General features: G+C 69.4%; 24 protein-coding genes. 11 read left to right on the top strand and 13 right to left on the bottom strand.

What is annotated here, in order from left to right:
* Nucleotides 1-99: 99 nt before the first annotated feature.
* Nucleotides 100-309, top strand: coding sequence for a tetratricopeptide repeat protein (locus tag ACFYXS_RS39020; protein WP_389256558.1), 210 nt, complete (start codon nt 100-102; stop codon nt 307-309).
* Between the two features lie 581 nt (nt 310-890).
* Here ACFYXS_RS39020 and ACFYXS_RS39015 read toward each other — a convergent pair.
* Both ACFYXS_RS39015 and ACFYXS_RS39010 read right to left on the bottom strand, forming a co-directional pair.
* Complete coding sequence (locus ACFYXS_RS39015) at nt 891-1,550, bottom strand: response regulator (RefSeq protein ID WP_389256557.1); 660 nt, start codon at nt 1,548-1,550, stop codon at nt 891-893.
* Entirely contained in the window at nt 1,547-2,731 is a 1,185-nt protein-coding gene (locus ACFYXS_RS39010) for a sensor histidine kinase (RefSeq protein WP_389256556.1), read from the bottom strand. The genes ACFYXS_RS39015 and ACFYXS_RS39010 overlap by 4 nt, the downstream gene beginning before the upstream one ends.
* A 209-nt stretch (nt 2,732-2,940) precedes the next feature.
* On the opposite strand from ACFYXS_RS39010, the gene ACFYXS_RS39005 reads away from it, so the two are divergent.
* Nucleotides 2,941-3,543, top strand: a complete 603-nt coding sequence (locus ACFYXS_RS39005; protein WP_389256555.1) for a hypothetical protein — start codon at nt 2,941-2,943, stop codon at nt 3,541-3,543.
* 262 nt (nt 3,544-3,805) lie between these two features.
* Here the strand turns inward: ACFYXS_RS39005 and ACFYXS_RS39000 are convergent, their stop codons facing one another.
* A complete protein-coding gene (locus ACFYXS_RS39000; RefSeq protein ID WP_389256554.1) occupies nt 3,806-4,423 on the bottom strand; it encodes a TetR/AcrR family transcriptional regulator in 618 nt (205 codons plus the stop codon).
* A gap of 226 nt (nt 4,424-4,649) precedes the next feature.
* On the opposite strand from ACFYXS_RS39000, the gene ACFYXS_RS38995 reads away from it, so the two are divergent.
* Nucleotides 4,650-5,348 carry an MBL fold metallo-hydrolase gene (locus tag ACFYXS_RS38995; protein ID WP_389256553.1) on the top strand — a complete coding sequence of 233 codons (699 nt, stop codon included), beginning with the start codon at nt 4,650-4,652 and terminating at the stop codon, nt 5,346-5,348.
* Nucleotides 5,349-6,008: 660 nt separating this feature from the next.
* Here ACFYXS_RS38995 and ACFYXS_RS38990 read toward each other — a convergent pair.
* Nucleotides 6,009-7,976, bottom strand: a complete 1,968-nt coding sequence (locus tag ACFYXS_RS38990) for a SpoIIE family protein phosphatase (RefSeq protein WP_389256552.1) — start codon at nt 7,974-7,976, stop codon at nt 6,009-6,011.
* Between the two features lie 761 nt (nt 7,977-8,737).
* Between ACFYXS_RS38990 and ACFYXS_RS38985 the strand changes: the two genes are divergently transcribed.
* Complete coding sequence (locus ACFYXS_RS38985) at nt 8,738-9,166, top strand: pyridoxamine 5'-phosphate oxidase family protein (protein WP_389256551.1); 429 nt, start codon at nt 8,738-8,740, stop codon at nt 9,164-9,166.
* On the opposite strand, the gene ACFYXS_RS38980 is transcribed toward ACFYXS_RS38985, so the two are convergent.
* The gene (locus ACFYXS_RS38980) at nt 9,103-9,678 is read right to left on the bottom strand and encodes a hypothetical protein (RefSeq protein ID WP_389256550.1); all 576 of its coding nucleotides are present in this window, start codon (nt 9,676-9,678) and stop codon (nt 9,103-9,105) included. The two genes, ACFYXS_RS38985 and ACFYXS_RS38980, sit on opposite strands and share 64 nt — an antisense overlap.
* Nucleotides 9,679-10,015: 337 nt before the next feature.
* Between ACFYXS_RS38980 and ACFYXS_RS38975 the strand changes: the two genes are divergently transcribed.
* Nucleotides 10,016-10,450, top strand: coding sequence for a DUF1062 domain-containing protein (locus ACFYXS_RS38975; protein WP_389256549.1), 435 nt, complete (start codon nt 10,016-10,018; stop codon nt 10,448-10,450).
* Between the two features lie 545 nt (nt 10,451-10,995).
* Nucleotides 10,996-11,139 (top strand): hypothetical protein, encoded by a 144-nt coding sequence (locus ACFYXS_RS38970; RefSeq protein ID WP_389256548.1) that lies wholly within the window; start codon nt 10,996-10,998, stop codon nt 11,137-11,139.
* Between the two features lie 62 nt (nt 11,140-11,201).
* Here ACFYXS_RS38970 and ACFYXS_RS38965 read toward each other — a convergent pair whose 3' ends face one another.
* From ACFYXS_RS38965 to ACFYXS_RS38930, 8 genes are all read right to left on the bottom strand, one after another.
* A complete protein-coding gene (locus ACFYXS_RS38965; RefSeq protein WP_389256547.1) occupies nt 11,202-11,765 on the bottom strand; it encodes a hypothetical protein in 564 nt (187 codons plus the stop codon).
* A gap of 34 nt (nt 11,766-11,799) precedes the next feature.
* Entirely contained in the window at nt 11,800-12,246 is a 447-nt protein-coding gene (locus ACFYXS_RS38960; protein ID WP_389256546.1) for a hypothetical protein, read from the bottom strand.
* Nucleotides 12,247-12,604: 358 nt separating this feature from the next.
* Entirely contained in the window at nt 12,605-13,732 is a 1,128-nt protein-coding gene (locus ACFYXS_RS38955; RefSeq protein WP_389256545.1) for a DUF6348 family protein, read from the bottom strand.
* A gap of 9 nt (nt 13,733-13,741) precedes the next feature.
* Nucleotides 13,742-13,900, bottom strand: coding sequence for a hypothetical protein (locus ACFYXS_RS38950; RefSeq protein ID WP_389256544.1), 159 nt, complete (start codon nt 13,898-13,900; stop codon nt 13,742-13,744).
* 148 nt (nt 13,901-14,048) lie between these two features.
* Nucleotides 14,049-14,759, bottom strand: coding sequence for a class I SAM-dependent DNA methyltransferase (locus ACFYXS_RS38945; protein WP_389256543.1), 711 nt, complete (start codon nt 14,757-14,759; stop codon nt 14,049-14,051).
* Nucleotides 14,760-14,841: 82 nt separating this feature from the next.
* Complete coding sequence (locus ACFYXS_RS38940; RefSeq protein WP_389256542.1) at nt 14,842-15,360, bottom strand: DUF302 domain-containing protein; 519 nt, start codon at nt 15,358-15,360, stop codon at nt 14,842-14,844.
* A 22-nt stretch (nt 15,361-15,382) separates the two neighbouring features.
* Nucleotides 15,383-16,168 carry a hypothetical protein gene (locus ACFYXS_RS38935; protein WP_389256541.1) on the bottom strand — a complete coding sequence of 262 codons (786 nt, stop codon included), beginning with the start codon at nt 16,166-16,168 and terminating at the stop codon, nt 15,383-15,385.
* A gap of 198 nt (nt 16,169-16,366) precedes the next feature.
* Nucleotides 16,367-17,395 carry a LacI family DNA-binding transcriptional regulator gene (locus ACFYXS_RS38930; RefSeq protein ID WP_389256540.1) on the bottom strand — a complete coding sequence of 343 codons (1,029 nt, stop codon included), beginning with the start codon at nt 17,393-17,395 and terminating at the stop codon, nt 16,367-16,369.
* 210 nt (nt 17,396-17,605) lie between these two features.
* Between ACFYXS_RS38930 and ACFYXS_RS38925 the strand changes: the two genes are divergently transcribed.
* From ACFYXS_RS38925 to ACFYXS_RS38905, 5 genes are all read left to right on the top strand, one after another.
* Nucleotides 17,606-18,910 (top strand): ABC transporter substrate-binding protein, encoded by a 1,305-nt coding sequence (locus ACFYXS_RS38925; protein WP_389256539.1) that lies wholly within the window; start codon nt 17,606-17,608, stop codon nt 18,908-18,910.
* Nucleotides 18,911-18,915: 5 nt separating this feature from the next.
* Nucleotides 18,916-19,896, top strand: coding sequence for a carbohydrate ABC transporter permease (locus tag ACFYXS_RS38920; protein ID WP_389256538.1), 981 nt, complete (start codon nt 18,916-18,918; stop codon nt 19,894-19,896).
* Between the two features lie 16 nt (nt 19,897-19,912).
* Nucleotides 19,913-20,734, top strand: coding sequence for a carbohydrate ABC transporter permease (locus ACFYXS_RS38915; protein WP_389256537.1), 822 nt, complete (start codon nt 19,913-19,915; stop codon nt 20,732-20,734).
* A 36-nt stretch (nt 20,735-20,770) separates the two neighbouring features.
* On the top strand, nt 20,771-22,708 hold the full coding sequence (locus tag ACFYXS_RS38910; RefSeq protein WP_389256536.1) for a glycoside hydrolase family 127 protein: 1,938 nt from the start codon (nt 20,771-20,773) through the stop codon (nt 22,706-22,708).
* A gap of 734 nt (nt 22,709-23,442) precedes the next feature.
* Nucleotides 23,443-26,058 carry a hypothetical protein gene (locus ACFYXS_RS38905; RefSeq protein ID WP_389256535.1) on the top strand — a complete coding sequence of 872 codons (2,616 nt, stop codon included), beginning with the start codon at nt 23,443-23,445 and terminating at the stop codon, nt 26,056-26,058.
* The last annotated feature ends 18 nt before the right edge of the window (nt 26,059-26,076 follow it).

Raw genomic sequence — 26,076 nt, 5'->3', positions numbered from 1 at the left:
AACGACGACACCGTCCTGCCCACCGAACTCACCGCATAGCCTCAAAGAAGAGATCACCGAGTGGCCGTCGATACACCACTCCAACGGACGTGACCCGCGGTGGTCCGGGGCCCGGACCACCGCGACACCTTGGACTGCCGCCATCAACATGCCCGCTTCATTGGTGAGGCGGGCAATCCGGCTGAGGCGGTCCGCCTGATGGTCGAGCTGGTAGCCGACTGCGAGCGAATAATGGGCACCGATCATCCTGGCACCCGTGACAGCCGCTATCACCTCGCCTACTGGCAGAGGCGGGCAGCACTTCACTGAGGCGGGGTGCCCAAACATCTCCCCCGCGCACTTGGGACACCGTTCTGCAGCGCGTTGGTGTCGTTCTTGGCTGGTGGTAGGGGTGGTTTGGTCCCGTTGGCTGAGCGGCGCCGTCGAGGGATGTCGACTTGCACAGCAGCCCTCCTGCCGTGAGGGAGGCGGGGCCAACGCGAAGCGTGCCGGTGACCCGTGGGGGCCTCGTGGCTGTCCAGCCGCACCCGGCCAGCGCCGCGAAGGACCGGCCTTCTGTCCGACAGGCGTATCTGGCCGTCCCGCAACACCACGGCGGGCGGCCACCGCGATTTCGGCGGGCACCAGCGGAGAGCGTGCCTCGCTCGTCGCTGGTGCGGTAGCACTCTGCAGTCCGTTTGCCGGCTGACCCGCCTGCTTCCTGGGGGTGCCCGCTGCGAGATTGAAATGCGTCCGCCCAATTCTCGATTGGTGCTGCCAGGGCGGAACGTGCTGCCGAGTCGACCCCTCTGGCGAGGCTGTGTCCAACGTTCCGGAAGTCGGCTGCACGCGCTCGGTGACCACACCATCGGACGTGAGCACACGCGCACAGCGCGGATGACGCGCCCGGCTCAGGGGTAGAGGCCGGCTCGGAAGGCGAACGAGACGAGCTGCGCCCGATCACGTGCGCCGACCTTCGTCATGGCCCGCACCGCGTGCGTCTTCACGGTGAACGGCGACACGGACATCTGGGCCGCGATCTCGTCGTTGCCGAGGCCGCTCGCAACGAGAACGACCACGTCCCGCTCCCTGGGTGTCAGAGCGCCGAAGCGTTGCAGCAGTTCCTGGTCGATCACCGGGGGCGGTCTGTCGGTCATGTGACCGATGAGCGCGGCCGTCGCGGCGGCCGACAGCGCACCGCCACCGCCGACGACCTCGATGATTCCGGCGACGAGTTCGGCGGGGCTCACGGTCTTGCTCAGGAAACCGTTGGCGCCCGCGCGCAGGGCGGCGAGAACGATGTCGTCCTGGTCGAAGGTGGTCAGCACGATCACGCGGGTCTTTTCCGGTGGATGCTCTGCGCGGATCCGGCGGGTGGCTTCGACACCGTCGATGCCGGGCATTCGGATGTCCATCAGGACCAGGTCGACGGGGTGCACCCGGAGGAAGGGGATGACCTGGAGTCCATCGGAGAGATCACCCACGACGACGAGACCAGGGTCGAGCCGGAGCATCGCCCGGATCCCGGCCCTTATGTCGTCCTGGTCGTCGACGATCACAATCCGCGTCATCGGACGACGGCTCCCAGGGCGCTGAACTCCGCGTGGACCCGGAATCGCCCGTCGTGACTGTCGATCGTCAGCCGCCCGCTGGAGGACTCGACACGTTCGCGCATCCCCACGAGTCCGAGTCCGCTGCCGGAGTCGGAGCCGCGGGGTGAGCGGCCGACGCGGTTCTCCACGGTGACGCAGATCCTGCCGTCGCGCTCGCGCACCTCCACCGTTACCGTCCCCTCTCCGTGCCGGTAGGCATTCGTGAGCGCTTCCTGAACGACCCGGTAGACCGTCACTCCGACGCTGGGCTCCACGAAGCCGGCGGGGACGTTTATGGAGGGGCGGATGTCGAGGCCGATGCTCTCGAAGGAGGCGATGAGTCCTTCCAGGCCGCTGAGCGCCGGGGTCGGCCGGAGCGCCTCGTCGTCGGAGATGTCGTCCCCGAGGCGGAGGAGCGCGAGGATACGTTGCGTTTCGACGACGACGGTGCGGGCGCTGGACCTGGCTGAGACCAGGGCCTGCCGGGAGGATTCGGCATCTTCGGGCAGTCCGATCTCCGCTGCACCGAGGTGCAGGCTCAGCATCGCGACCTGGTGGCCGATGACGTCGTGGAGGTCCCGGGCGATGCGGAGTCGTTCCTCGGTCACGCGCCGGGTGGCTTCGATCTCGCGCGTGGCGATGGCGCTTTCGGCGCGTTCCTCCAGGATCCACCAGTGGTCCCGATGGATGCGGAGCGCGGCCCCTGTCGCACCTCCTCCCACAGCAGAGAAGACGGCGGCGACTCCCACGACCGCACCGCCACGGAAACCCCCGAGTGTCATGAACGCCCCGAGGAAGCAAGCCGCCACGATGCCGGTTCCGGCCAGCGGCTGCTTGCCCCTGAGGGTGACCGAGAACAGTACGAGCACCGCCATCATCCACACCGACAGCGGGTCGCCGCCCACCGATGTGACGGCGAAGGACGCCGCACTCGTCACGACCAACCCCGCCCACGGCTTCCACCACGAGAGGGCGACACCGATGCCGGCGAGGAGCACGGACAGGGCCGTCGGCCAGTCCGACCCCCTCAGGATCACTGCCACGATCTGACCGGTGAACACCAGCGCCGCCAGCCCATAGGCGACTCGGTGCAGCACCTCGGGGCTGCGGACCCACAGCGGTGCCGCGAGCCCGTCCTGACTGTTCTGCGCCTTGACCATGAGCCGATTCTCGTTCACGTGTGCGGCGGCCGTGTACTTCGGATGAAGTAGACCGTGCAGCCGCCTCGGTCGATCGGGACTCCGGAACGCATGCCGTCGAAGCGGATGGCAGAACTACTTCGTTCGAAGTACACGGCGCCCCCCGAAGCCGCTGAGACTCGTCATCGAGGCGACCGTCTCACACCGTCACGATCACCACGGGACACCCGATGACTCAGACCACCACCGTAACCTCGACCACTTCGACCATGGCCGCGACGACGCCTTCCGGGCTCCGATCGCTCCACCTGATCCGAGTCGTGTTCTCCCTGACCTGGGTGGCACTTGTCCTCACGACCTCCGCCTCGCTCGTGTCGACGGACAGCCCCAGCGTGATCGCGGCCGTGCTCCTCGTGGTCTACCCCCTGTGGGACGCGATCGCCACGCTCCTCGAGCGTCGCCTGGCCGGCACCGGCTCCGCGAACCGTGCCAGTACCGTCAACCTGGGTCTCGGCCTGGTCACCACCGCCGGAATGATCATCGCCGTGTTCTCCACCATCGGGACGGCCCTTCTCGTGTTCGGCGTCTGGGCCCTCCTTTCCGGAGCCATCCAGCTCGTCGTGGCGCTCCGGCGCCGGCGCACCGTCGGCGCCCAGTGGCCCATGGTCATCAGTGGCGGACAGTCCGTACTCGCCGGCGCCACCATCGCCGCCACGTCCACCTCGGCGACGAGCAGCCTGTCCACCGTCGCCGGATACTCGGCCTTCGGTGCCTTCTGGTTCCTTGTCTCCGTCATCGCCCTCAGCATCCGCAGCCGACGCGAAGAGCGCTGACCACCGGTGCAGCAGCCACCACCTCTCTCGGAGGCTCGGCGTCACCACCAGAAGTCCCGTCACACTCCCAGGTGACCGCACTGGGCTGCCCGGCCATCGGCACGCATGGCTGCTGCACCAGGGCCTCCTGCTGCTCGGCGATTCGACACCAACGAGCTGTTCTAGAGCGTTCTAGAGCCCCTGTTCGTAAGCGCCCAGCGCTTTCTTAGGGAGAGTTCGAATCCGGCCCTGACGATCTGGCAGCGTCGCGCCGAGCAAGCGGTCATCTGGGTGCAGGGTCGTGCAGGTATGCGAGCCGACTGATGATCTCGTCCTCCAGCGGACCTGGTGGCGGCCACGGGAATCGGGGAATGCGAGCGCGGAGCAGAATGAGGCCGTGCAGAGCCGCCCAAAGAGCGGTCGCCGTGGCGAGCGCATCCTCCGCACGGGACGTGCCGTCGCGCATCGCATCGGCGACGTCGCGCAGAAGTATCGAGAATGCTTCGGCGGGAGCAAGCTGACTCGCGATGGGCTCGCCGACAATGGGCGCGAGCTGGCGTACCGCTTGGTCAATGCGTTCTTCTGTGGTGCTACTACCCCTGGGCCGCGGGCGCGAGAACAGAAGGGCGTAGAGCTCGGGCTGTTCGGCACCGAAGACGAGATAGGCGTGACAGTCGGCCAGAAGTCGTTCACGCGCGCCGTCCGCTCCCGCCCGGGCGGTCTCAAGATGACGCACCAGCAGTGAGCGGGTTTCGCTGACCACGGCCTCCACGATCTGGTCGGGCGTGTCGAAGTGCGCATAGATCGACGGTGGCGCGATGCCGACCTTGCGGGCGATCGCCCGCAAGGTCACCGCGCTGTCCGATCCGGTCTCGACCAGCAGCTCACGGGCTGCGGTCACGATCTCGTCACGGAGTTGCCCTCCCTGACCTCGGGGGTTGCGTCTGCGTGCTGCCGCTGGAGCCATGACGATGACTTTACAGCCGTAAGTTCTCATGCTCTACTTACGGCCGTAAAGTTACATCGGTAGCGTGAAGGGAGATGGTCATGGACGTTCTCGTTCACATACTCACCGTCGACAGCCGCATGAACGTCGGTGCCGGCGCCGAAGGGTCACGGTGCACCGCATGACCGCCACGACCGTCACTCCGCTTTCCATGGGCAACAGCAACGCCTATCTCCTGCGTGGCGAGCAGGCGATCCTCGTGGACACGGGCGGACCGGAGGACGGCGACCGCCTGCGCGACGCGCTGTCCGCGCAGGGCCTTCAGCCTCGCGACATCGCCCTGGTCCTCCTGACCCACGGCCACAACGACCACAGCGGCATGGCGGCGTCGTTCGCGGATGCCGGCGTTCCGATCGTGGCCGGCCTGGGTGACGAACAACTCCTGCGCACCGGACGCATCGGCGTACTCCCGATCAGTCATCCAGCCGGTGCGATATTGAGGCCCATGGTCCTCCGCGCGAAGGCCCAGCCGGTCGAAGCCGACATCCTGGTGGAGGACAAGTTCGACCTGAGTCCCTATGGTGTCGACGCGCACGCCGAGCGGTTCGGCGGCCACACCCCCGGGTCGCTCGTCGTCCGCGTCGGCGACGACACGCTCGTCGGCGACCTGGTCCGCGGTGGCGTGCTGCGCCGCCAGAGCCCGAAACGCCATTTCTTCACCGAGGACGCCGTCGGAGTGCGCAGGGCGCTCAGGACCGAGCTCGACCGCCGTCCGCAGCGCCTACTCCCCGGCCACGGCGGGCCCCTCGACGCGGACGAGACCCGACGACGCCTCGACAAGGTCGCTCCGGTGCCCAGTCGGCTCGCGGCATCCGGGTGAGACAGGTGGCGCCACGCCGCGGCACGGTCGCACGTGGAGTCGAGGAGTGGGTGGCCATGCCAATGAACAACGGTTCCATTCCACTTCATGGACTCTGTCCCAGAAAGGACGCTGTTGGTGATCTTTATTCGTTCCGGTGAAGTCCTCTTGAAATCCGTCGTGTTGGCCGAGGCGTGGTGGTCCGGTAGCGAGGCTGCCGCGTCCCGTTGTCGGCGGCGTTTCCGAACCGGTGAGCCAGGCAGTCACACGCCCAGGTGACCGCACTGGCCTGCCTGACCATCGGCACGCAAGACTGCTGCACCAGGGCCTCCTGCGGCTCGGCGATTCGACACCAACGAGCTGTTCAAGAGCCCCTGTTCGTATGCGCCCAGCGCCCCCGACCACCCGATCGGGACTCCCGTTCGACGCGCATCTCTCAAAATCGAGAAAACAACAGCTTCATAGAAGTCATCTCATCTGGCTGGGTGAGCTGTTGGTCGTGACAGGGATGGTTGAGCAGCTGGTGCCGGATGAGCCGTGGGAGTCGTTCCAGCGGGTGGTGCGTCATCAGCTTCTCGGCGGCGGGCTCGGTTACGCTCCGCCGTTCGCGCGGCGCGCGTCCGGCCTCGCCCACGCTCCTACTGAGGTCCACACAGCAGATGTGGGAGGACGCGGGCGCCGTCATGTGCGTCGCAGGACCAGCACGGCCACGTCATCGAGATGGTCGACCGCGACCGCGGCGTCGAGAATGCGGTCGGCGGTCTCCTCGACGTCCAGCCCGTCGTGGACGGCTTGGGCGGCGAGTGTTCCCGCTCGTTCCATTCCAGCGTCCAGTGTCAGGCCTGGTCCTTCGACCACGCCGTCGGTAACCATGATCAGCGCGGTGTTTTCGTCCAGCGCGAAGGTCTCCTCGCGGTATTTGATCCCGGGCATGACGCCCAGGACCGGCCCGCCCGGCAGCTCACGAACCTCGTGGCTGCCGTCTCTGTGCGCGCACAGCACCGGCACATGGCCGGCGCTGGAGCCGGTGACCTGTCCACCGCGCGGGTCGATGGACAGCATGGTGCAGCTGGCGAATCGTGCCGGATCCATTGCGGTCAGCAGCTCGTTGGTACGGGTCAGCACGGTTGCGGGGTCCGGTTCCTGGTCGGCGATCGCGCGCATCGACAAGCGGACCTGGCCCATGAAGGCAGCGGCGTCGACGTCGTGCCCCTGAACGTCGCCGATCTCCAGGGCGATCGCGCCGTCGGGCGTCACGAAAGCGTCGTACCAGTCTCCGCCGACGTCCAGACCGCCCCGGCTGGGCCGGTAGCGGGCGGCGACCTCCAGACCCGGCAGATGCTCGGGCAACGTCGGAAGCATGGTCTTCTGCAGCGCCGTGGCCAGCTCGACTCGCGCCTGCTGCAACCGGATGCGCCCGAGTGCCTGGCCTGCCAGATTGGCCAGCGTGCCCATGAGGGTCCGCTCGTCCAGGGACGGCTGGTATCCGCTGTCGTAAACCATCCCCCACGCCCCGAGCGGCTGATCGGCGGTCTCGCCAAGGGGAGTGATCGCGAAGGCGTAGTCCGAGCCGAGCCGGTCGATCCTTGGAAATGGGCCGTGCGGCCAGCGCTGGCTGTGGTGCTTCCGATTGCGGACGAACTGCGGCTTGCCGGTACGGATCGCCTCGGGCAACGGACTCGCATGGTCCAGCCGCAGGCCGTGCAGGGCCTCGACCTCGCGCATCGCTATTCCGGCATCGGCGGAGACATGCAAACGGTCGGCGTCGACGAGTGCGAGCAGGGCGCCGCAGGCGCCGAAGGTCGCGGCGAGCCGGGTCAGGACGACCTGCTGCAACTCCTGCTCCGTGGCCGCGGTGATCAAGGCGGAGGAGAAGTCGGCGATGTCCTTGGCGCGCTGTCGCTCGGCCGCCAGTGCGGCCCGCGCCTTCCGTTTGCGCATCTCCTGCTGTGTGTCGTCGCGAACCACCCCGAAGATCCGCTCGGGGCCGCCGTACCCCAGCTGGAGCCGACGGGTCTGGACGGCCAGTTGATGCCAGCCGTCGTGCTGGGTGAGGTATCGCAAACTCACCCAGGAGGACTGCTGGATGGGGGTCGAGCCCAGGAGCTGCCGGAAGGCTTCCCGGTCGTCGGGGTGCACTGCTGAGAACGCACTGGAAAACGGCGCAGTGGAATCCGGGAAGAGCGCGGCCACCGCGGGCGCGCCACCGAGCCACTCCAGCTGGTCCCGATGGGATGTGTACATCCACAGGCCGAGGTCGGCGGCCTCGGTGGCCAGCCGGAACGGGATCACCAGGCTGCGCAGGTCCTTGCCCGAATCCAGCGCGTGCACCCAGATCAACTGCTCGCCGCCGACAGCACCTTTGACATACCGCGCCTCGATCAAGCAGGCCACAGGTACTCCGCTGTGCCCGGGGAACTCCAGCACCCGCATCGCGGCCGTACGCGTCCTGGCTGCGTGCCCCACCAGACTCTCGGCCGACGTCCGCTGGCTTGCGGGCCACAGAGCACCGAAGTCACGTCCCAGGCACTGATCCACCGGCCTGCCCAGCGCCGAGGCCATTGCGACGTTGAGGCCGCGCATGGCACCCTCCGGCGTCAGGAGAGCCGACGGGCAAGTCCTTCGAAGCAGTTCGTTCGAGGCGTCCATCTGAGGCTCCCTGGTAACAAAACAGCCTACTCAGCCATACTCGCGCATCTTGCCGCGGTGCAGCGGCGAAGAACGTGTCTGTCCGCATGCGTAGAGTGACGGGGCTACCGGGAAGCCGCTCGAACCGGTGGGGGCGTCGGCCTGTGCCGAAAGACGACGGAACTCGGTTGCCATTCAGCCGCGGAGTACAGCCCCCGGACGCAGGTGGCTGTCAAGGCCCCGATGACCTCACGACCAGCGTCTGGGCCGCGAATACCCTCCGGTAGACAGATCGGCACGAAGAAGCCCCCGCGCCTGCCGCGTGCCCGTTCCAGCGGGACGCAGCGTGACTCACGGGTTCCGGCAGGTCAGGCACTGCGCACCGGTCCGCACCCGGCGCAAAATCCCTTCGAAAGCCGAGCGCCGCGTGTGTAGTGAAGCGATGCCCGCCCAGGGGCCGCGGGGTTCCAGGCGGCGCCCGGCCGCCGGGGGCGACGAACGGCCTGGCGGCTCGGGTGCGTCGCCTGTCAGTTCTCGTCCTCGTCGTCCTCCGTCGCGTCGGCGTTACGAAAGAAGCCCGGGCCCTGGTGAGGGCCGCCGCCCTTGACGTTGAATCGACAGCGGCCCGGGACGTTGATGTGCCGGTCCTTCAGCGGGGAGAGTCGGCGACGGCGGCGTCCAGGTGGCGGGTCCCCGAACTCAGCGCCCGATGCTGATCCCTGGGCTCTCTGCCTGCTCGGTCTCGCGGCGGCGTTGTCAGTGTCCGGGCCTACAGTCGAGGCATGGAACTTTCACGAGACGAACGCGAAAGCTTTCTGGCGGAGCCGCACGTAGCCGCGCTGGGCGTCGCGGCCGGCGACAACCGCGGGCCGTTGGTGATTCCGATCTGGTACACCTACGAGCCCGGCGGTCTGCCGTGGATCCTCACGGGCGCGGGCTCGGCGAAGATGAGGCTGATCAGGGCAGCGGGCCGCTTCAGCCTGCTGGTCCAGCGCACGGAGCCGACGCCCCGGTACGTTTCGGTCGAAGGACCGGTCGCAGAAGTAGCCGAGGGGACGAGCACCCTCCATCGCGAGATGGCCGGCCGCTACCTCTCCGGTGAGGCGCTCGACAGATTCGTGGCAATGGCCGAAGTGGAACTCGCCGATCACGTCGTGGTCCGCATGAGGCCGGAACGCTGGTTCACCGCCGATCTGGGCTCGATAACGTAGCCGCGTCCTTCCCGCACAGGCAGGGAGGCGGAGGTCATCCGGTCGGTCCCCGGTTTCTGCTCCTTGATCGTCGGCGGGCCATCCGGGCGGCGGTCCCGGCCGCGGTGCCGACTCCCCCGCCGACGAATCGCCTGCTTCCCCGCGGTGGACGACGCGGACACGCTGGTGCGGACCTCCATCTGTGGCCCGCCCCAGCCATCGGTGTCAGGTGCGGCCGGTGTGACCGGCCCGACCGCCATCGTTGAGGGCGCGGCAGGCGCCTTCCGCGCGAAGGCTGCGTCGAAGCGGCCGGCACCCAAGGTACGGATCACGGGAAACCGGTAGGTGTCGAGGTCGTGGCCCCCACTGGTCAAGTCGATGTGATCGCCCAGCCCGACGTCGAGTGACAGGCCGAGAGAGCCGCTCCGGTCACCGATGACCGGTCCCACCAGTTCCACAATCGTGTCGAGCCGGGCACGCAGACGCACCTGGCCGAGGTGCCCCGCGGCGTCCCAGCTCTCCAGAACCGACACCCATCACAAGATCATGATCAAGGGCGGCTACTCGGCGTCACCACCGGCTACGGGCCAGAGCCGTTCTTTGTGCAGTCCCCCTTGGACTCCTTCATCTCGGCCATGCCCGGAGGGCCAAGGGTGGTGCGGGCGCCCACCGCGCGGTATCGCCAACCGCCGGAAAATCCGTGGAACTTACTCGCTTGTGCCGTTACCGTTTTCCTGCCCACAGTCGCCCTGTCAAGGACGTGCCGTTGTACACCGAGTGAGTCCCCCCGAGCGCTGATCCGTCGCGCGTCGCACCTGTGCGCCGCGCTCCTTTTCGCTGCGGTCTTCTCACTGGAACCGATGTATTTCAATGTCCAAGAACTGGGTGGTCGTGCCCACCTGCCTGCCGATACTTCTCCGCCGTTGCCACAGATGCGCTTCCGGGCGCTTCCGGGCGCACGGCACATTCCGCGTCGACGCGAACCACAAGCTCGTCGAGGCCTGGACCCTCGTGCTGCGCACCGGCTGGGGGAACCTGGAGCGGATGAAGGTGCGTTCCGTACGACCCGAACTCCTGGACCTGCTGCACGACAACGACCCCGGCCTGGCGGCCGAACTGCTCCAGGACCCGGTCCTACGGCGCCGCGACGTGGGCGGCTCGGGTCGGAGCGAGCGGCCGGCCTGGCAGTCGCCGTACGGCCCGCCGCCGTACCGGGCGCACCGCGGCCGGTGGGCGCCCGTGCCAGGGTTGGCCTGGTCGCGGTCCGTTCTGCGGCGGGGATACCTGTGCGACCGGTGCGTCTGAACGTCGAAGGTTTCGGCTCTTCGTGAGCCCAGGCCGAGAGACTGCTTCCCGAGGGGAACCTCGTGTCGACAGTCCCCCTGCGGGGCAAGCTCCAGAGCGACGTCACCTTCATGCTCAAGCGCTGAGTCCTTCCGACCCGGGGCCTGTCCGGCAGTATCCGATCCGCCGGACAGGTCTCCTCGGACGCCGGGTTTCCCCACATGGCAGGCTGATGCCCTGCTCGGTCTGTCGCTGGACGAGGACCGGCCGTTGCCGTGCGATCCGTACCGGGCAGCCGCAGTTCATCACCGACCCGGAAGAACTCACTCGCTGTTGGCTGAGTGACACCAGTGGGCCCCGGACACCTACTGGCCCGATGTCGCGATGTCGATCACCCCTCTCGGCCCGGAGGGCGACCAGCCACTCGGCGCCCGGGTGGTGAGGCGCATCGGCGGAGACTGGTACGACGCGTTCTTCCTGCCCGACGGCGCGGTCGCACTCGAGATCGGCGACGCCCAAGGGCACGACGTGGACGCCGCGGTTTCATGGGCCAGGTGCGCTCGTCCATGCGCGCGATCGCCGCTCACGAACCGGAGCCAGGAACGGTGCTGACACGCACCAACGAGCCGCTCACCACGATCGACGTATCACGCTTCGCCGGCTCCACCATGCCGCACATCGACCCGCGCGACGGCCGGGTCCGTCGGTGACGCCCCCGAACGTCCGCATGACAGGTCCGGGCGAGACCCTTCCGCAACACCGCCCCAGCCGCTCAGGACTGCTTCGCGACGTCCTTCACCGACGACGGCCCCAACTGCTTGGCGGTGGCGTACTCCGGCATCGACATCGGCTGGTCGAACAGGAAGAACGACTGGTTCGTGCCGACCGTGAACTCCATGTACGCACCCGTCGTCGCGTCGAAGCCGTAATAGGCATTGCACGTGGAACCCGACGTGTACGTACCGTCCATGCCCGGCTGCGGGAGAACCGCGACGCCTTCGGAGCGGGACTCCACCCTCTCCGTCGGCGTGAGCATCTTGCACCGCGGCACCGGTAGGCCCTTCATGATGAAGTACCCGTACTCGCCCTTGGCGTTCTGGATGTAGACATAGGAAATCTTGCCCCGCTTCCCCCACGTCTTGACCCACTGGTTGATCGCCTCACGGGTCGGCGAGTACTCCATCCGGCCCGCCGGCTGCTCGGCCACCAGGTGGTCATAGCTGTCCTGCTTGGCCTGGTTCTCCTTGTCCTGGCTGGACTCGGTGCAGGACGTCAGGGCCGCGCCCAGAGCGAGCGCGGCGAGTGCGGTCAGGATCATGCGTGCGAACTTCTTCATGCGGTGCTGCCCTCTTCCCGGGACGAGACGGGGATCAGTTGGTGCACGTCGTGTGCTCGGCGGCGGGATCCAGCCGGTTCGGCAGATCCTTGTCGCGGAACGGCGCGCGGTGCTCCTGAGCGGCCTTGGAGTTGTAGGTGTTGACCGACTCGATCCGGGTGGCCTTCAACGCGGTGATCGACTGGTCGATCTGCGTCGCACGGGTCTCCGAAGCGGTCTTGCGTTCCTGCTGGAGCACCTTGATCGTTCCCTCGGCGTTCTGCACCGCCGCGCACAGATCGAAGAACTCCTCGTACGTCGTCTGACGGAACTCACCCGAACCGACGGTGTTGTCCCGCTGCTCCTCCGCACCTCGGAACGGGGCGGTGACCCACGCCGCACCACCGAACGCGAACACCCCGATGAAGTACAACACCGCCAAGCCGATGACGCCGCCGACGGCCCACGTTCCCCACCGTGCCCCCTCACGTACCTGTCCCACGGCCCTCCCCCTCCCCCGCCGGCACCCCGGCTTGGAACCACCTGTGAAGGAGGACACAGCACCCCGGGAAACGGTTCCGCCCGCACCAGCGTCAGGGGTCACTGACGCGCCGAAGTCCACGCCACCGGTGGCGAGTTCGACGACGCCCGGTCCGGCCGACCTCTTCGGGCCAGCCGTACCGGGCGCTGTCCTTCCCTGCGCTGTGCGGACTTGGCCACTGAACTCAGGCACGGTGTCCGTGGAGGCCGGAGCCGGGTCACCATCACGGCGGGACGGTCCGCTTGCCATTGCTCGCACCCGCCCCGTCGGACACAACCGGGCGGGCGGCCCACTGAGGGCGGGCAGTCCGGGCGGCGCGTCAGTCCGCGCGCAGCCGGGGATCGCGGTCGCCGAGCACGAATGCCGCGGGCCAGCGCTCGCTGAGCACCTTGCCCAGCAACAGGTGCCCGGACTCGACGACCTCGCAGTAGCCGACCGCCCCGGCCCGGCTGGCAGGTTGGCCCTCCAGGACGATGGGTGCGCGCAGCACGTCCTCGCCCCAGGGCTCGATCGCGTTGCACAGCAGGCCCTCGAACCGGTGTCCGGTCAGGGTCCGCTCGTGGACCCTGGCGACGACTTCCTCGATCACCGCAGCCTCGAGGTAGGCCCAGGCGAGGTACTTCACCGTGCGGCCGTCGTCGAGTGGGACCGGCAGGCGCACCTTGAGGAAGTTCCCGACTCCGTCCGCGACGATCATCGCGTCGGTGTGGGCCCTGACGCGCCGGGTGCGCTCCTCCTCGGAGAGTTCGGCCACCAAGTAGGGCAAGGGCAGATCGAAACCGGGGTGCTCCGGGTCCAGGTGCCCGCCGCACCCGCAGGCCCCGTCGTGGGCATGGGCAGGCTCGGAGTCCAAGCCGAGTTCCGTCGCCGGGTAGTCCGGTTCTCCGCCGTCCGCGGGTGCCGGCAGCAGCAGTGCGTGCCGGCGAACGGCCGTGAAGACCGCGGGCTCGGGCAGGTCCAGTGCCGCCATCGCGGCCGAAGCGGCTTCGTGGCGTTCGCCGTTGATCCGCACCTCGGACTCCATCGCGCCGGGCTGCCCGCCGTAGAAGACCTTCACCCCGTTGAAGAACGGCGACTCCAGGTCTGCGGTGAAGGTGTCCGCGATGCGGTGGAGTACGTTCACGTCCAGCAGCGCTTCCTGCAAACGCTGGTTCTCGGCGGTATCGAGCCCGAAAGCGACCGTGCCGGAAGTGATGGTGTGCCAGCCAGGTATCCCGCCCTCGTCCCCGGGCGACGCATGGTCGGCGAAACGCCCTTGTCGCTCCAGGAGCTCCAGCAGGCAGGCGCCGGCCGTCTCCACCCACGCGTCGGCCGCATCCGCGGGGTCCGCGGACATCGCCACCACGCAGTCGGTGAAGCAGGGCACGTCCGGCTGAACGCTCACATCCGGCAGCGCGACCAGGTCGTAATGGCGGCCGCCCCCATGGTGGGGCGGTGCCACGGCCACCGCCCAACCCTACGGGCTGAGCAACGAGTTGCCCTTCAACTCGGACCCCCGCGTCACGCCGGGCGCGAACCGCTCCAGGCTCGCCTGCACCAGGGCCAGGAACTCAAGGTCGGGCAGACGTTCCTCGCGAGGCCGGCCATCGCGTGCACGGCGTCGTATCCACGGCATGCGGGGATACTACTGTGCCGTCCACCAGCGCAAACTCGCTGCGTCGGGTGAGGCGGTTCGTCGGCGAACGCAACGGCTACAGGGAGAATCCCGGGTCCTTGCCGCACCTGCTGCGCGCCGCCCGACCGCCTCGATCTGGATCCGGTCATCACGCCTTGCGGGCCATGACCAGCCGACAACGAGGGGCGCCGTCCGGGCGGTGCCCGAACTCGGGCACCGCGGCGGTCCGCACGGTGAAACCCGCCGCGGACAGCTCGGCGCGCACCGCTCGAAGCGGGAACGTGCGGTAGTACATGACGAACCGCGGCCGCCAGACCGCGTTCCGGACCCGCATCACCGCGTCGAACCCGGCGGGCACCCAGTAGCCACGGGTCGCGATGCGGGGCGGTGCGAAGACCGGAAAGGCAAACAGCCCGCCAGGCCGGAGAGCCTGGTGTACACCCGCGAACAGACCCGGCCGCTCGGAGGCCAGGAAATGCCCGAAGGCACCGAAGCTCACGGCCAGATCGAACTCCGCGGCGAAGACCGTCCTGCGCGCGTCCGCACGTATCCACTCAGCGTCCGGGTGAGCACGGCGCGCCTGCGCGAGCATGCCCGCGCTGAAGTCGACGCCCGCGACCCGGCCCCCGCACAACGGCCGCAGAACGCGGAGACCCGCCCCCGTGCCACAGCACACGTCCAGCCCGTCGCCGAAGGGGCCGAACGGGCGCAGCGCCGCGGCCGTCGCGTCGAGGATACGGTCCGAGGTGCGGAACGGAGTGCGGTCGAACCTTGGGGCGAGTAGGTCGTAGCCGTGCTCGACGGACGACAAGGCCTGCACGGCCAGGTCACGCAACGAAGGCCCACCGGGTGAGAACACCGCACCAGGATAGGGCCGTTGAGGCGGCGCGACGGGGCACTGCCCGCAGCCCCGCCGGCGCACCGGACGGACGGACGTGGGGTCAGGGGCGGAGGCCCTCGGGGACCGGCGCGCCCAGGAGGTCCAGCAGATCGGCCACCAGGCCGTCGAGATGCTCGCCCACCTGCGTGATGGCCGGGTTGCCGTAAGAGGCGAACAGGTCCGAGGGCCGGTCGAGCGTCAGATGCGTGCGGCCTGCGGCGTCCGCGTACAGGACCATGCGCATCGGTGCGTGGAGCATCGCGGCCGGGTCGTGGTGGAACATGCGCTGGGCGACGACGTGGTTGCCGACCAGGTACTCGACGCACTTCCAGCCGGACGGCGAGGTCGCCATCAGGCCCGTGACATCGGCCTTCCAGTAGGACATCAACCCGTGCGGGGCGTTGATCTCCGCGAGTTCACGCACCGCGTCCCAGGTGCCGAGCCGGCGGAACCGCGACTGGTCCGCGGGCGGGACCACTTCCTCGAATTGGCGGACGGCCGCCTCGTACGGCTGGGGAAGGACGACGTCGATCCGCCGCACCGTCGATTCGGTGAACCGCTGGAGTGTTGTGCTGCTCATGACTGTCACCCGTTCTCATGGATCAGGCCGCCGCCGGGGCGGCCTCGTCGGTCACCGGGACGACCCGGTGCACGTCGATGGTGATCGAGGTGAGACTGAGGTCCGCGATCCCGTCGGGGTTGCGCCGGAAGATGCGGCGGCGGGTCGGGACGACCAGCCCGTCGAAACGGCGGTGGTGCCCGGTGTAGTGGGCGACCAGGCTGCTGCCCATGACCTCGTTGACGTAGTCCATGCGCCGCTGCAGGCCGTCGGCGTCGTAGTAGAACGTCTGGTCCGCGCTGTGGGTGGCCAGCGTCGGCGGATACGTCACCCGCAGCCTGCGCCAGGTCTGCCCGGCCTCCGGCCACGGCTCGATCTCCCGGACCAGGACGTCCGGCCGGGCCAGGAGGAGCGGTGTGGTGAGGTAGTTCCACAGTGCGTAGCCGAGGAAATAGCCCAGGCGTGGGGCGTCCCACGGCGAGAGGCGCACCAGCCCGGTGAAAGCCGCTCGCGGGTCGATGAGTTCCTCCACGACGCGGCCCGAAGTGTCCCGCAGTACCACCCGCTGCGGCCCGGCGCCGGTGCCGTCCAGGGCGGTTGCGGTGGCGTTGTCGAACTCCGCGCTGAGGCCGGTCGCGGTGAGCGGTGTGATCACGATGTGCTGCCGACGGGTGTCCGCGGTGACGGTCATCCCGGGCAGCCCGTCCGGCCAGCCCTTCGCGGCCCAGACGGAGCCGCCGACGGAGAGGTCCGCGCGGAGGGATCGTATGCGGGCCCACCGGCCTCGGCCGCCGGCGGCGTCCAGGACTCTGTTCAGCAAAGCGTCCATGACCAGCCTCCAGTTCCGGGGGCCCGCGCCGGCCTCGGCTCGGGCCGCATGCCGACCGCCTGCCTCCATCCCCGTAATAAGCATACATACTTCACTTCTTACGTCAAACGGGGACAAACGACTGGTACGGCGACATGACGGCGCGCTGAGACCACAGCCCCCTCGCCGTCGCCCCCGTGACCGCGCTCGCCCCGCCCGCTACGCCACCGGTGCCGTGGAGCCGCGGATCACCAGGCGGCACGGCTGAGGCTCGGTCCCTGAGCGGCGCTGACCGGCGATCGCCTCGGACAGGGCGCGGGCGGCCACCCGGCCCAGGTGCTCCAACTGCATGTCGACGCTGGTCAGCGGGGGGCGGGAAGCGGTGGTGATCACCTTCCAGTTGTCGAAGCCCATCACCGCCACGTCCTCCGGCACCGTGCGCCCCCGCTCCCGCAGGATGTCGATGGCGCCGCGGGCGATCTGGTCGTTGCCGCACATGATCGCGTCGAGTTCGGGGTGCTGTTCGAGGAGCATGACCGTCGCCGCGCGGCCCCAGCCCTCCGACCACTCGCCGAAGCGGGCCTCCCCCACCGGTGTCACACCCGCCTCGGCCAGCACCTCCAACGCGCCCCGCACACGGTCGCGGCCCGCGGCGTAGGTCGGGTCGCCGGAGATGTGGGCGATGCGGCTGCGGCCGCAGGCCAGCAGGTGGCGGGCCGCGGTCCGGCCGGCGTCGACGTTGTCGGGCACGATCGACAGGTCGTCCGGGTCCTCGGACGGCGCGTAGGCGTAGACCACCGGCACCGGCAGCCCCCGCCCGAGCGAGGGACGCGGGTCCGTACGGCTGCCCACCACGATCAGGCCGTCGACGCGGCGGTCCAACAGGGCCCGGACGTGGTGCCGTTCGCGGATCGCGTCGCCGCGCGCGTCGCACAGCAGCACCGCCAGCTCCCCGGCACCGAAAGCGTCTTCGGCACCCATCAGGATCGGGATGCTGAAGCGTCCTTCGAGGTCGCCGGTGAGCAGCCCGACCGTGCGGGTCGGCCCGGCCTGCAGACTACGGGCGACCGGGTTGGGGCGGAACGACAGCTGCTCGGCCGCTTCGATGACGCGCTGCCGGGTCTCCTCCCGCACCTGGCTGCGGCCGTTGAGCGCCTTGGAAGCCGTGGCCTGGGAGACCCCGGCCAGCCGCGCCACGTCGTTGAGAGTCGCGGGTCGGCCTGCGGTGTGTTCGGCCGGCTGAACCATGGCTGCATCCCTCCTCGTGCCCGTCGCGGGCCCGCGGGGCGGTGCCCCGCAGGTGGAGAAAGGCTACTCGAAAGTCTTTTTCTGCGATGCGTGCAGGGTGGTTGACGCCCACGGGCGCCGCTTCTAACTTTACGGAAAACGTTTTCGGTGAGTTTAGGCGGTCAGCGCCGCCCCTCGACATTGCCAGTCCCTCCGAGCAAGGAGCGAGACATGAAGACCACCGACGTACGGGGACGAAGGCGGCACCGGGTCCTGGCCGCGGCCGTGGGGCTGCTCACCGTCACGACCGCGCTCGCGGCCTGCGGCTCCGGCGGCAACGGCTCGACCGACGACAAGGGCGGGGTCATGGGCACCGACGACGGCGCCACCGTGACGATGTGGACCCGCGCCGCCACCCAGCAGCAGAGCCAGGCCCTGGTGAAGGCGTACAACACGTCCCACCAGAACAAGGTGCAGTTGACCGTCATCCCCACCGACGACTACCAGGCGAAGGTCGGCGCCGCGGCCGGCTCCAAGTCCCTGCCCGACATCCTCGCCTCCGACGTGGTGTTCGTGCCGAACTACACCGCCAGCGGCATCTACGCCGACATCACCGACCGCATCGACGCCCTGCCGTACGGCAAGGACCTGGCGCCCGCGCACATGGCGGCCGGCACGCTCGACGGCCGCAAGTACACCGTGCCCCACACCATCGACTCCTCCGTGCTCTTCTACAACAAGACCCTGTACAAGAAGGCGGGGCTGGACCCGGAGAAGCCGCCGACGACGCTGAAGGAGTGGGACGAACAGGCCCGCGCCGTCGACAAGCTGGGCGGTGACGTCAACGGCACCTTCTTCGGCGGCAACTGCGGCGGCTGCGGTGTCTTCACCTGGTGGCCGTCGATCTGGGCCGCCGGGGAACAGGTCATGAACGAGGACGGCACCGCCGCCACCCTGGACTCGCCCGTGGCGAAGGAGGTCTACGCGACGTACCGCGGCTGGGCGCAGGACGGCATCACCGCCCCCGGCGCCGCCGAGGAGACCGGCGCGACCTGGACCGGCCTGTTCCCCAAGGGCACCATCGGCGTGATGCCGATGCCGTCGACGACCCTCGGCCTGATGCCCAAGGACCTGGACTTCGGCGTCGCGGCCATCCCCGGCCCGGACGGCGGGCAGTCGACGTTCGTCGGCGGTGACTCCCTCGGCATCGCGGCCAACAGCAAGAAGGCCGGCCAGGCCTGGAACTTCCTCGCGTGGTCGCTCGGCGACGAGGCCCAGGTCGAGGTGCTCGCCGCCCACAAGGACATCGTCGCCCGCACCGATCTGGCGGAGAACAAGTACGCCAAGGCCGACCCCCGCCAGGTGCTGATCAACAACCTGGTGGCCAAGGGCACGACGCCCTTCTCGCAGAAGTTCGGCCAGACCTTCAACGACCCCAACGGGCCGTGGCTGGCCCTCATGCGGGACGCCGTGTTCGGTGACCCGTCCAAGGTCGACGCGGACAACAAGGCCGTCACCGAGTCCCTGAAGGACTGACCGACATGCTGCTCGCGCGATCGCGCGGATCCGGAGCCACGCCGCCCGGAGCCACGCCGCCTTCCCGGTCCCCGTCCGGGACCGGGAAGGACCGCCCCGTCCACCGCGCGCCCTGGTGGCGGACCCGCCCGGCGCAGGGCCTCGGTTACGCGGCACCGACCGCCCTGTTCGTCGCGGTCTTCTTCGTGGTGCCGCTGATCCTGGTCGGCCGGATATCCCTGAGCGACTGGCCGCTGCTGGCCGGGGACCGGGGCCTCAACGCGCCCGACAACTTCACCGAGGCCGCCACCGACGACCTGCTGTGGCCCTCCATCCGCTTCACGCTCACCTACACGGCACTCGTCACGGTCCTGCTGCTCGGACTCGCCCTCCTGCTCGCCCTCCTGGTCCAGGAGACCCGCCCCGGGACCGGACTGTTCCGCACCGTCTTCTTCCTGCCCAGCTCACTCGGGCTGGCCTCCGCGTCGCTGCTGTTCCTCGGCATGTACAGCCCCAACGTCGGGCCGATCAGCCCGCTCCTGGAAAGGCTCGGCCTCGTCGACGGACCGGTCTCCTTCCTCGGCACCCCGACCGCGGCCCTGTGGTCCACCGTCGTCCTCATCGTCTGGAAGTACGCCGGCTTCTACATGCTGATCCTGCTCGTCGGGCTCCAGCGCATCCCGCAGGACGTCTACGAGGCGGCGCGGATGGACGGCGCCGGACGCCGGCAGACCTTCGTCAGCATCACCCTCCCGCTCCTGCGGCCCTCCCTCGCGCTGACGCTGCTGCTGTCGGTGACCGGCTCGCTGCTCGCCTTCGACCAGTTCTTCATCCTCACCAAGGGCGGACCCGACAACAGCACCATGACGGTGGTCTCCCTGATCTACCGGGAGGCGTTCCAGCGGCTCGACCTCGGGGCCGCGGCCGCGCTGTCCGTCGTCGTGCTGGCCGTGCTGCTGATCCTCAACGCCGCCCAGTTCCGCGGACTGCGCGGCACGGACACCTGACGGGCAGGGACACGCGATGACACCCACCGGCCTCGGCCGCACCCCCTACAACGTCCTCGTCGGAGGGCTGGCCGCGCTGTTCCTGTTCCCGCTGGCCTGGAGCGCATGGGCCTCCGTCAGCGGGCAGCCCGGCACCGCGCAGCAGTCGGGCCACGGACTCGGCAACTACCGCTCGCTCCTGCACTACGACGCGGGACTGGTCCAGTACCTGTGGAACTCCACCCTCGTCTCGCTGCTGACGGTGGCGCTCACCCTGCTGGTCTCCCTCATGGGCGGGTACGCCTTCGCGCGCTTCACCTTCCCCGGCAAGAACGCCCTGTTCCTGCTCACCCTCGCCATCCTCATGGTCCCCTACGCCACGCTGCTGATCCCGCTGTACGTGCTGCTGGGCGACCTGGGCCTGCAGAACTCGCTGTTCGGGCTGAGCCTGGTACTGACGATGTATCAGCTGCCGTTCGCCACCTTCATGATGCGGATCTCCTTCGAGTCGGTACCGCGCGAACTCGAGGAGTCCGCGCTGGTCGACGGCTGCGGCACGGCCAAGGCGCTGGTCCGCATCCTCCTGCCCGCGGTGTGGCCCGGTCTGGTCACCGTGGGGCTGTTCGCCTTCCTCGCCGCGTGGAACGACTTCATCGCCCCCCTGATCCTGATCTCCGACAGCGCCAAGGCGCCGCTGCCCCTGGCCATCGCCAACCTGCGGCAGCGGTCGATGGGAGCCATCGACTACGGGACCACCGAGGCGGGGGTCGTCGTCCTGGCCCTGCCCTGCCTCGTGCTCTTCCTGCTCCTGCAGCGGCACTACATCCGCGGCTTCATGTCCGGCGCGCTCAAAGGCTGACCCCGCCGTCCCGGCACCACGACCGAAAGAGACCCCATGACACAGCCGATCCCGGCTCCCGTGCTGCCCACCCACGGCAGCCGACGTCCTCTCGGCCTCGGTGAAGTCCGCATCACCGGCGGCTTCTGGGCCCGACGCCAGCAGGTCAACGCCGCCGCCACCCTCGACCACTGCCGGCAGTGGATGGAACGCGTCGGCTGGATCGACAACTTCCGCGTCGCCGCGAGCGGCGGCGACCTCGGCGAACGCCGCCGGGGACGGGAGTTCTCCGACTCCGAGGTCTACAAGCTCCTCGAGGCCATGGTGTGGGAGACGGCCCGCACCCCCGGCAGCGCCCTCGACGCCGCCGTCGACGAACTCACCGACACCGTGGTCTGCGCCCAGGAGGCCGACGGCTACCTCAACACCGCGTTCGGGCACCCCGGCCGGCCACCGCGCTACAGCGACCTCGAATGGGGCCACGAGCTCTACTGCGCCGGCCACCTGATCCAGGCCGGTGTGGCCCAGCTGCGTACCCGAGGCGACGGCGCGCTGGCCAAGGCGGCGATCCGCGCCGCCGACCACGTCTGCCACGTCTTCGGCCCCGGGGGCGCCAACCCCGGTCTGTGCGGGCACCCCGAGATCGAGACCGCGCTGGCCGAACTCCACCGTGCCACCGGCGAACGCCGCTACCTCGACCAGGCCGCCCTCTTCCTCGACCGCCGGGGCCACGGCAGCCTGGCGGCGGGCGAGTTCGGCCCCGGGTACTTCCAGGACGACGTCCCCGTACGACAGGCGCACACCCTGCACGGGCACGCCGTCCGCGCTCTGTACCTGGCGTCCGGCGCCGTCGACGTGGCCGTCGAGACCGGCGACGAGGAACTGCTCGCCGCCGTCGTCCGGCAATGGGAGCACGCCACCGCACGCCGTACCTACCTCACCGGGGGCATGGGCTCCCACCACAGCGACGAAGGGTTCGGCGAGGACTTCGTCCTGCCCCCGGACCGCGCGTACTCCGAGACCTGCGCCTCCGTCGCCTCCCTCATGCTCAGCTGGCGCCTCCTGCTGGCGACCGGCGACGCCCGCTACGCCGACCTCGCCGAGCGCACCCTCTACAACGTCATCGCCGCATCGCCCGCGGACGACGGCCGCTCCTTCTTCTACGCCAACACCCTCCACCAGCGCGTCCGCCCGGCCGAACCCCCGCACGACAGCGACCGCCTCCGCCCCGAGTCCGGCCTGCGTGCCCCCTGGTTCGCCGTGTCCTGCTGCCTGCCGAACGTGGCGCGCACGCTGGCCGCACTCGACGGCTACGTCGCCACCGCCGACGACGACGGCCTGCAGCTCCACCAGTACGCCGACGCCGACATCACCACCCGCACGGCCGACGGGGAACGCCTCGCGCTGCGCGTGCGGACCGGATACCCGGCGGACGGCACGGTCGCCGTCATCGTCGACGAGGCGCCCGCGGGCCGGTGGAACCTGTCCCTGCGCGTGCCCGGCTGGGCGGACGAGGCGTGGCTCGCCACTCCCGACGGACAGCGCCGGTCCGTGCGGTCCGGGATGACCGTGGTCCCGGCCGTACTGCGCCCCGGCGACGAGGTCCGCCTCGAACTCCCCGTCGCCCCGCGCTGGGTGCATCCCGACCCGCGGGTGGACGCCGTGCGCGGCACCATCGCCCTGGAGCGCGGCCCCGTGGTCTACTGCGTCGAGTCCCCCGACCTGCCCGACGGCCACGACGTCGACGCGGTCACCGTGAATCCCTCCGTACCACCGCGCGACGGGCAGGACGACCGGGTCGTCGTCGCCGGTGAGCTGACGAAGACCCGCACCCGGGGGTGGTGGCCCTACGCGCACGACCGCCCTCAGGTCCCGGCCGGTGAACCCACCGAGCTGAGCCTGGTGCCCTACCTCACCTGGGCGAGCCGCGGCCCTTCCACCATGCGCGTCTGGATGCCCACCGCGCCGGAGCCCGCACCGCCTCTGAAGGACTGACGTTCCGTCACGACGGCCGCACCGTACGCCGGACGCCCCCGGTGGGGACGCCCGGCGGCACGGCCCCGACCCTGGGGCCGGGCTACGGAGTGCCGGCTACGCGTCGCGGAGTTGCAGGTCGTTGTCCATGTTCTGGTCGTAGTCGTCGGAGTACGTCGGCGCGAGCCCGCCGCTGGGCGCGACCGCCACGGCCGGACCTGGACGCCCCAGGTGAGCACATTCATGCGCATGACGGCGCGTCGCCGTCGACGCCGTTGGCTACCAGCTTCTCGAGCAGGCACCACCCATCAGGTCCGGATCTCCTCCGCCACCTGCCGCGCCGGCACCCGATCGCCCGCGAGGAGCCCACCCCGATGGTGTGTCCGTGGATCGACGGTCGCGCCATCAGCCGCGGGTCGTCCTGCGGGAAGCAGCGCTTGCCGGTGCGGTCGGCCAGGACTGGAACAGCACTGTCGGCTGGACAGGCTCGGCCTCGAACAGCGCTTCGGTGCTGTTCACGGCCATCGCCCGCATCGTCGGCCCTTGCCCCCCGTCCCATGACGTCACGGATGGCCGCCTGGCCGATGATGCCCGGGTTGTCGGCGAAGCCCCGATCGGTCTCACCGGAGCGGGCCAGCGAAAGGTCGGATCTCCTCAGGGAAAAGACGGACGGGATCTAGGAAGCAGGGGGGTTGTCCCGTACATTCATGGGACGTCTGCCCCCCTCACTGTCGCCCGCCGTCTGGAGAACTGTCATGCGCAGGGCTGTTGTTGCATGCCTTGTGGCCGTCACCGCCGCCGCCTTCGGGGTGTCGAGCGGTGGTTCGGTCGAGGCCGCTTCGCACACCGATGTGCTGCACGTCGCACCGGACGGGCACGGGACCGCCTGTACGGCGCACAGTCCGTGCACGCCGGACGCCGCCCGGGACCGGGCCAGGCAGCTGGTCCCCGGTGCCACGGGGGACGTCGTCGTCGAGCTGGAGGGCGGCACCTACCGGCTCACCGGCCCGTTCCGACTCGGGCCCCAGGACTCCGGACGGCCCGGCCACCCGGTGGTCTACCGGGCGGCCACCGGGCAGACCCCGGTGCTCACCGGCGCCGTCAAGGTCACCGGGTTCAGCAAGGTCGACGCCGCCAAGAACATCTACCGCGCCAAGGTGCCCGCGGGCACGGCGGCCCGCGAACTGTTCGTCGACGGGGTGAGGGCCGAACGCGACCGCGGCCCCCGCGACCCGTCCGGGTTCACCGCCACCTCCACCGGGTTCACCACTGGCGACTCGTCCTACACCACGTGGACCGACCCCGCCCGGGTCGAGGTCGTGCGCAACAGCGGCTGGAAGCAGATGCGCTGCCCGCTCGCCTCCATCAAGGCGTCGGCGTCGGGCGGTTCGGACCTGACCGTGGATCCCGGGTGCTGGAACAACAACCACACCTCGGTGCCCCACCCGGGCTTCCCCTTCAACGGCGCCGGGCTGCCCACGCTCGACGGCATCACCTGGCTGGAGAACGCCTACCAACTCCTCGGCACCCCAGGTCAGTTCTACATCGACCAGAACGCCGGCTACCTGTACTACGTGCCGCGGCCGGGCGAGAATCCGGCCAAGGCCGACGTCGAACTGCCCGTGGGCTCGCAGGTGGTGGACGTGTCGGGCACTCCCGGCCATCTCGCGCCGCTGAACGACACCGACTGGCGGGCGGTCTACACCGGCTCATGGAGCTACTCGAACGGCCGGCCCCTCGGTGACCTGAACGCCGACGTGCACTACACCTCCACCGACGGCGACGCCGTGAGCTACACCTTCAACGGCACCGGGATCCAGATGCTCTCGGAGACCAACGACGACGAAGGCGGCGCCGACGTCTACATCGACGGCAAGAAGGTGTCCACGGTCTCCGGCAACGGGCCGCTGCGGCTCGCCCAGCAGGCCATGGTCTCGGTCACCGGGCTCCCCAAGGGCACCCACACCCTGCGCGTGGTCAAGACCGGCGGGTCGTACCTGCTGGTGGACGGGTTCACGGTGATCCCGGACGCGATCACGCCGGTGCACGACATCACCTTCTCGGGCATCACCTTCACCGGTACCGCGTGGACCGCCCCCACCGCCGCGGGCTACGTGGACAACCAGGCCGGTGTCGTCTGGGACCCGACCACGCGCTCCCCGGCCCGCATCCCGGCCGCCGCTCAGGTGCACCGCGGGCAGCGGATCACCTTCGAAGGCGACACCGTCACGCACACCGGAACCAGCGGCATCGACCTGGCCGACCAGACCCAGGACTCCACGGTGACCGCGAGCACGATCACCGACACCGCCGGGATCGGCGTCGCCATCGGCGAGGTCGACGACTACTACCAGACCGATCCGGCGCTGATGACCAGCGGCAACACCGTCTCCCGGAGCGTCGTGCAGTTCCCCGGCCAGGAGTACGCCGACGCGGTCGGCATCTGGGTCGGATACAGCCGCGGCACGACCCTGTCGCACAACGACATCGGGTACACACCCTACTCCGGCATCTCCATCGGCTGGGGCTGGGGCTGGGCCTCGGACTGCACCCTCCAGGCCAAGCAGGGCCTGCCCACCCCGTGCGCACACGGCACCACCTATGCCGGCGGACAGCACATCATCGGCAACCATGTGCACAGTGTGATGGGCGCGCTGTTCGACGGCGGTCCGATCTACACCCTCGGTGGCCTCTCAGCGCCTTCGGAGTTCACCGGGAACGTGCTGTCGGAGTGCATCGACGGCTGCAACATGATCTACCACGACGAGGGCAGCTCGCAGTGGAGCACCCACGACAACGTGGTGCGCTTCAGCAACGGGTCGCTCTGGACAAACCTGTGGACGCCGAGCATCCATGACAACGCGATCCACGACAACTACAGCGACACCGCCTCCTACAACAACAGCGGCACGGACATCGCGTTCCAGCAGGCCACCGTGGTGACCGACGGCAGCTGGCCGGCGGCGGCGCAGGCGATCATCGAGGCCGCGGGCCCCGGCACCCTGCCCGGAGCGACGGTCGACGACGACGACCTGCGGGTCGCGTACACCGGCAGCTGGTCCTCCAGCGGGTCCCGCGGCGACGGGGACCTCGATAACGGCGTGCACTACACCCAGCAGGACGGTGCCACCGCGACCCTCTCCTTCACCGGCACCGGCATCAGCTTCCTCACCGAGACCAACTCCGACGAGGGCGACATCGGCATCACCCTCGACGAGGCCTCGAAGGGGACGGTCAGCGCGAACAGCCCGCAGCGGCACGCCCAGCAGAGCGTGTACACGGTGTCGGGCCTGCCCGCCGGCCCGCACACGCTCACACTCACCAAGGTCAGCGGCGCCTATCTGCTGGTCGACGGCTTCACCCTGAACTGACCGGTCGTCGTCCGAAGA

This window comes from Streptomyces sp. NPDC002574, assembly GCF_042889545.1.
Classification (GTDB): Bacteria; Actinomycetota; Actinomycetes; order Streptomycetales; family Streptomycetaceae; genus Actinacidiphila.
This window is presented reverse-complemented; position numbering and strand designations above follow the sequence as displayed.

Excerpts from the sequence above, each read along its gene's own strand:
- ACFYXS_RS38995 (WP_389256553.1), top strand. The coding sequence starts at position 4,650 with ATGACCGCCACGACCGTCACTCCGCTTTCCATGGGCAACAGCAACGCC.
- ACFYXS_RS38940 (WP_389256542.1), bottom strand. The coding sequence starts at position 15,360 with ATGAGCAGCACAACACTCCAGCGGTTCACCGAATCGACGGTGCGGCGG.
- ACFYXS_RS38905 (WP_389256535.1), top strand. The coding sequence starts at position 23,443 with ATGCGCAGGGCTGTTGTTGCATGCCTTGTGGCCGTCACCGCCGCCGCC.
- ACFYXS_RS38975 (WP_389256549.1), top strand. The coding sequence starts at position 10,016 with ATGTCCAAGAACTGGGTGGTCGTGCCCACCTGCCTGCCGATACTTCTC.
- ACFYXS_RS38990 (WP_389256552.1), bottom strand. The coding sequence starts at position 7,976 with ATGGACGCCTCGAACGAACTGCTTCGAAGGACTTGCCCGTCGGCTCTC.
- ACFYXS_RS38950 (WP_389256544.1), bottom strand. The coding sequence starts at position 13,900 with ATGCCGTGGATACGACGCCGTGCACGCGATGGCCGGCCTCGCGAGGAA.
- ACFYXS_RS38970 (WP_389256548.1), top strand. The coding sequence starts at position 10,996 with ATGCGCGCGATCGCCGCTCACGAACCGGAGCCAGGAACGGTGCTGACA.
- ACFYXS_RS38925 (WP_389256539.1), top strand. The coding sequence starts at position 17,606 with ATGAAGACCACCGACGTACGGGGACGAAGGCGGCACCGGGTCCTGGCC.
- ACFYXS_RS38935 (WP_389256541.1), bottom strand. The coding sequence starts at position 16,168 with ATGGACGCTTTGCTGAACAGAGTCCTGGACGCCGCCGGCGGCCGAGGC.
- ACFYXS_RS38920 (WP_389256538.1), top strand. The coding sequence starts at position 18,916 with ATGCTGCTCGCGCGATCGCGCGGATCCGGAGCCACGCCGCCCGGAGCC.
- ACFYXS_RS39010 (WP_389256556.1), bottom strand. The coding sequence starts at position 2,731 with ATGGTCAAGGCGCAGAACAGTCAGGACGGGCTCGCGGCACCGCTGTGG.
- ACFYXS_RS38930 (WP_389256540.1), bottom strand. The coding sequence starts at position 17,395 with ATGGTTCAGCCGGCCGAACACACCGCAGGCCGACCCGCGACTCTCAAC.
- ACFYXS_RS38965 (WP_389256547.1), bottom strand. The coding sequence starts at position 11,765 with ATGAAGAAGTTCGCACGCATGATCCTGACCGCACTCGCCGCGCTCGCT.
- ACFYXS_RS38910 (WP_389256536.1), top strand. The coding sequence starts at position 20,771 with ATGACACAGCCGATCCCGGCTCCCGTGCTGCCCACCCACGGCAGCCGA.
- ACFYXS_RS39015 (WP_389256557.1), bottom strand. The coding sequence starts at position 1,550 with ATGACGCGGATTGTGATCGTCGACGACCAGGACGACATAAGGGCCGGG.
- ACFYXS_RS38985 (WP_389256551.1), top strand. The coding sequence starts at position 8,738 with ATGGAACTTTCACGAGACGAACGCGAAAGCTTTCTGGCGGAGCCGCAC.
- ACFYXS_RS38915 (WP_389256537.1), top strand. The coding sequence starts at position 19,913 with ATGACACCCACCGGCCTCGGCCGCACCCCCTACAACGTCCTCGTCGGA.
- ACFYXS_RS39005 (WP_389256555.1), top strand. The coding sequence starts at position 2,941 with ATGACTCAGACCACCACCGTAACCTCGACCACTTCGACCATGGCCGCG.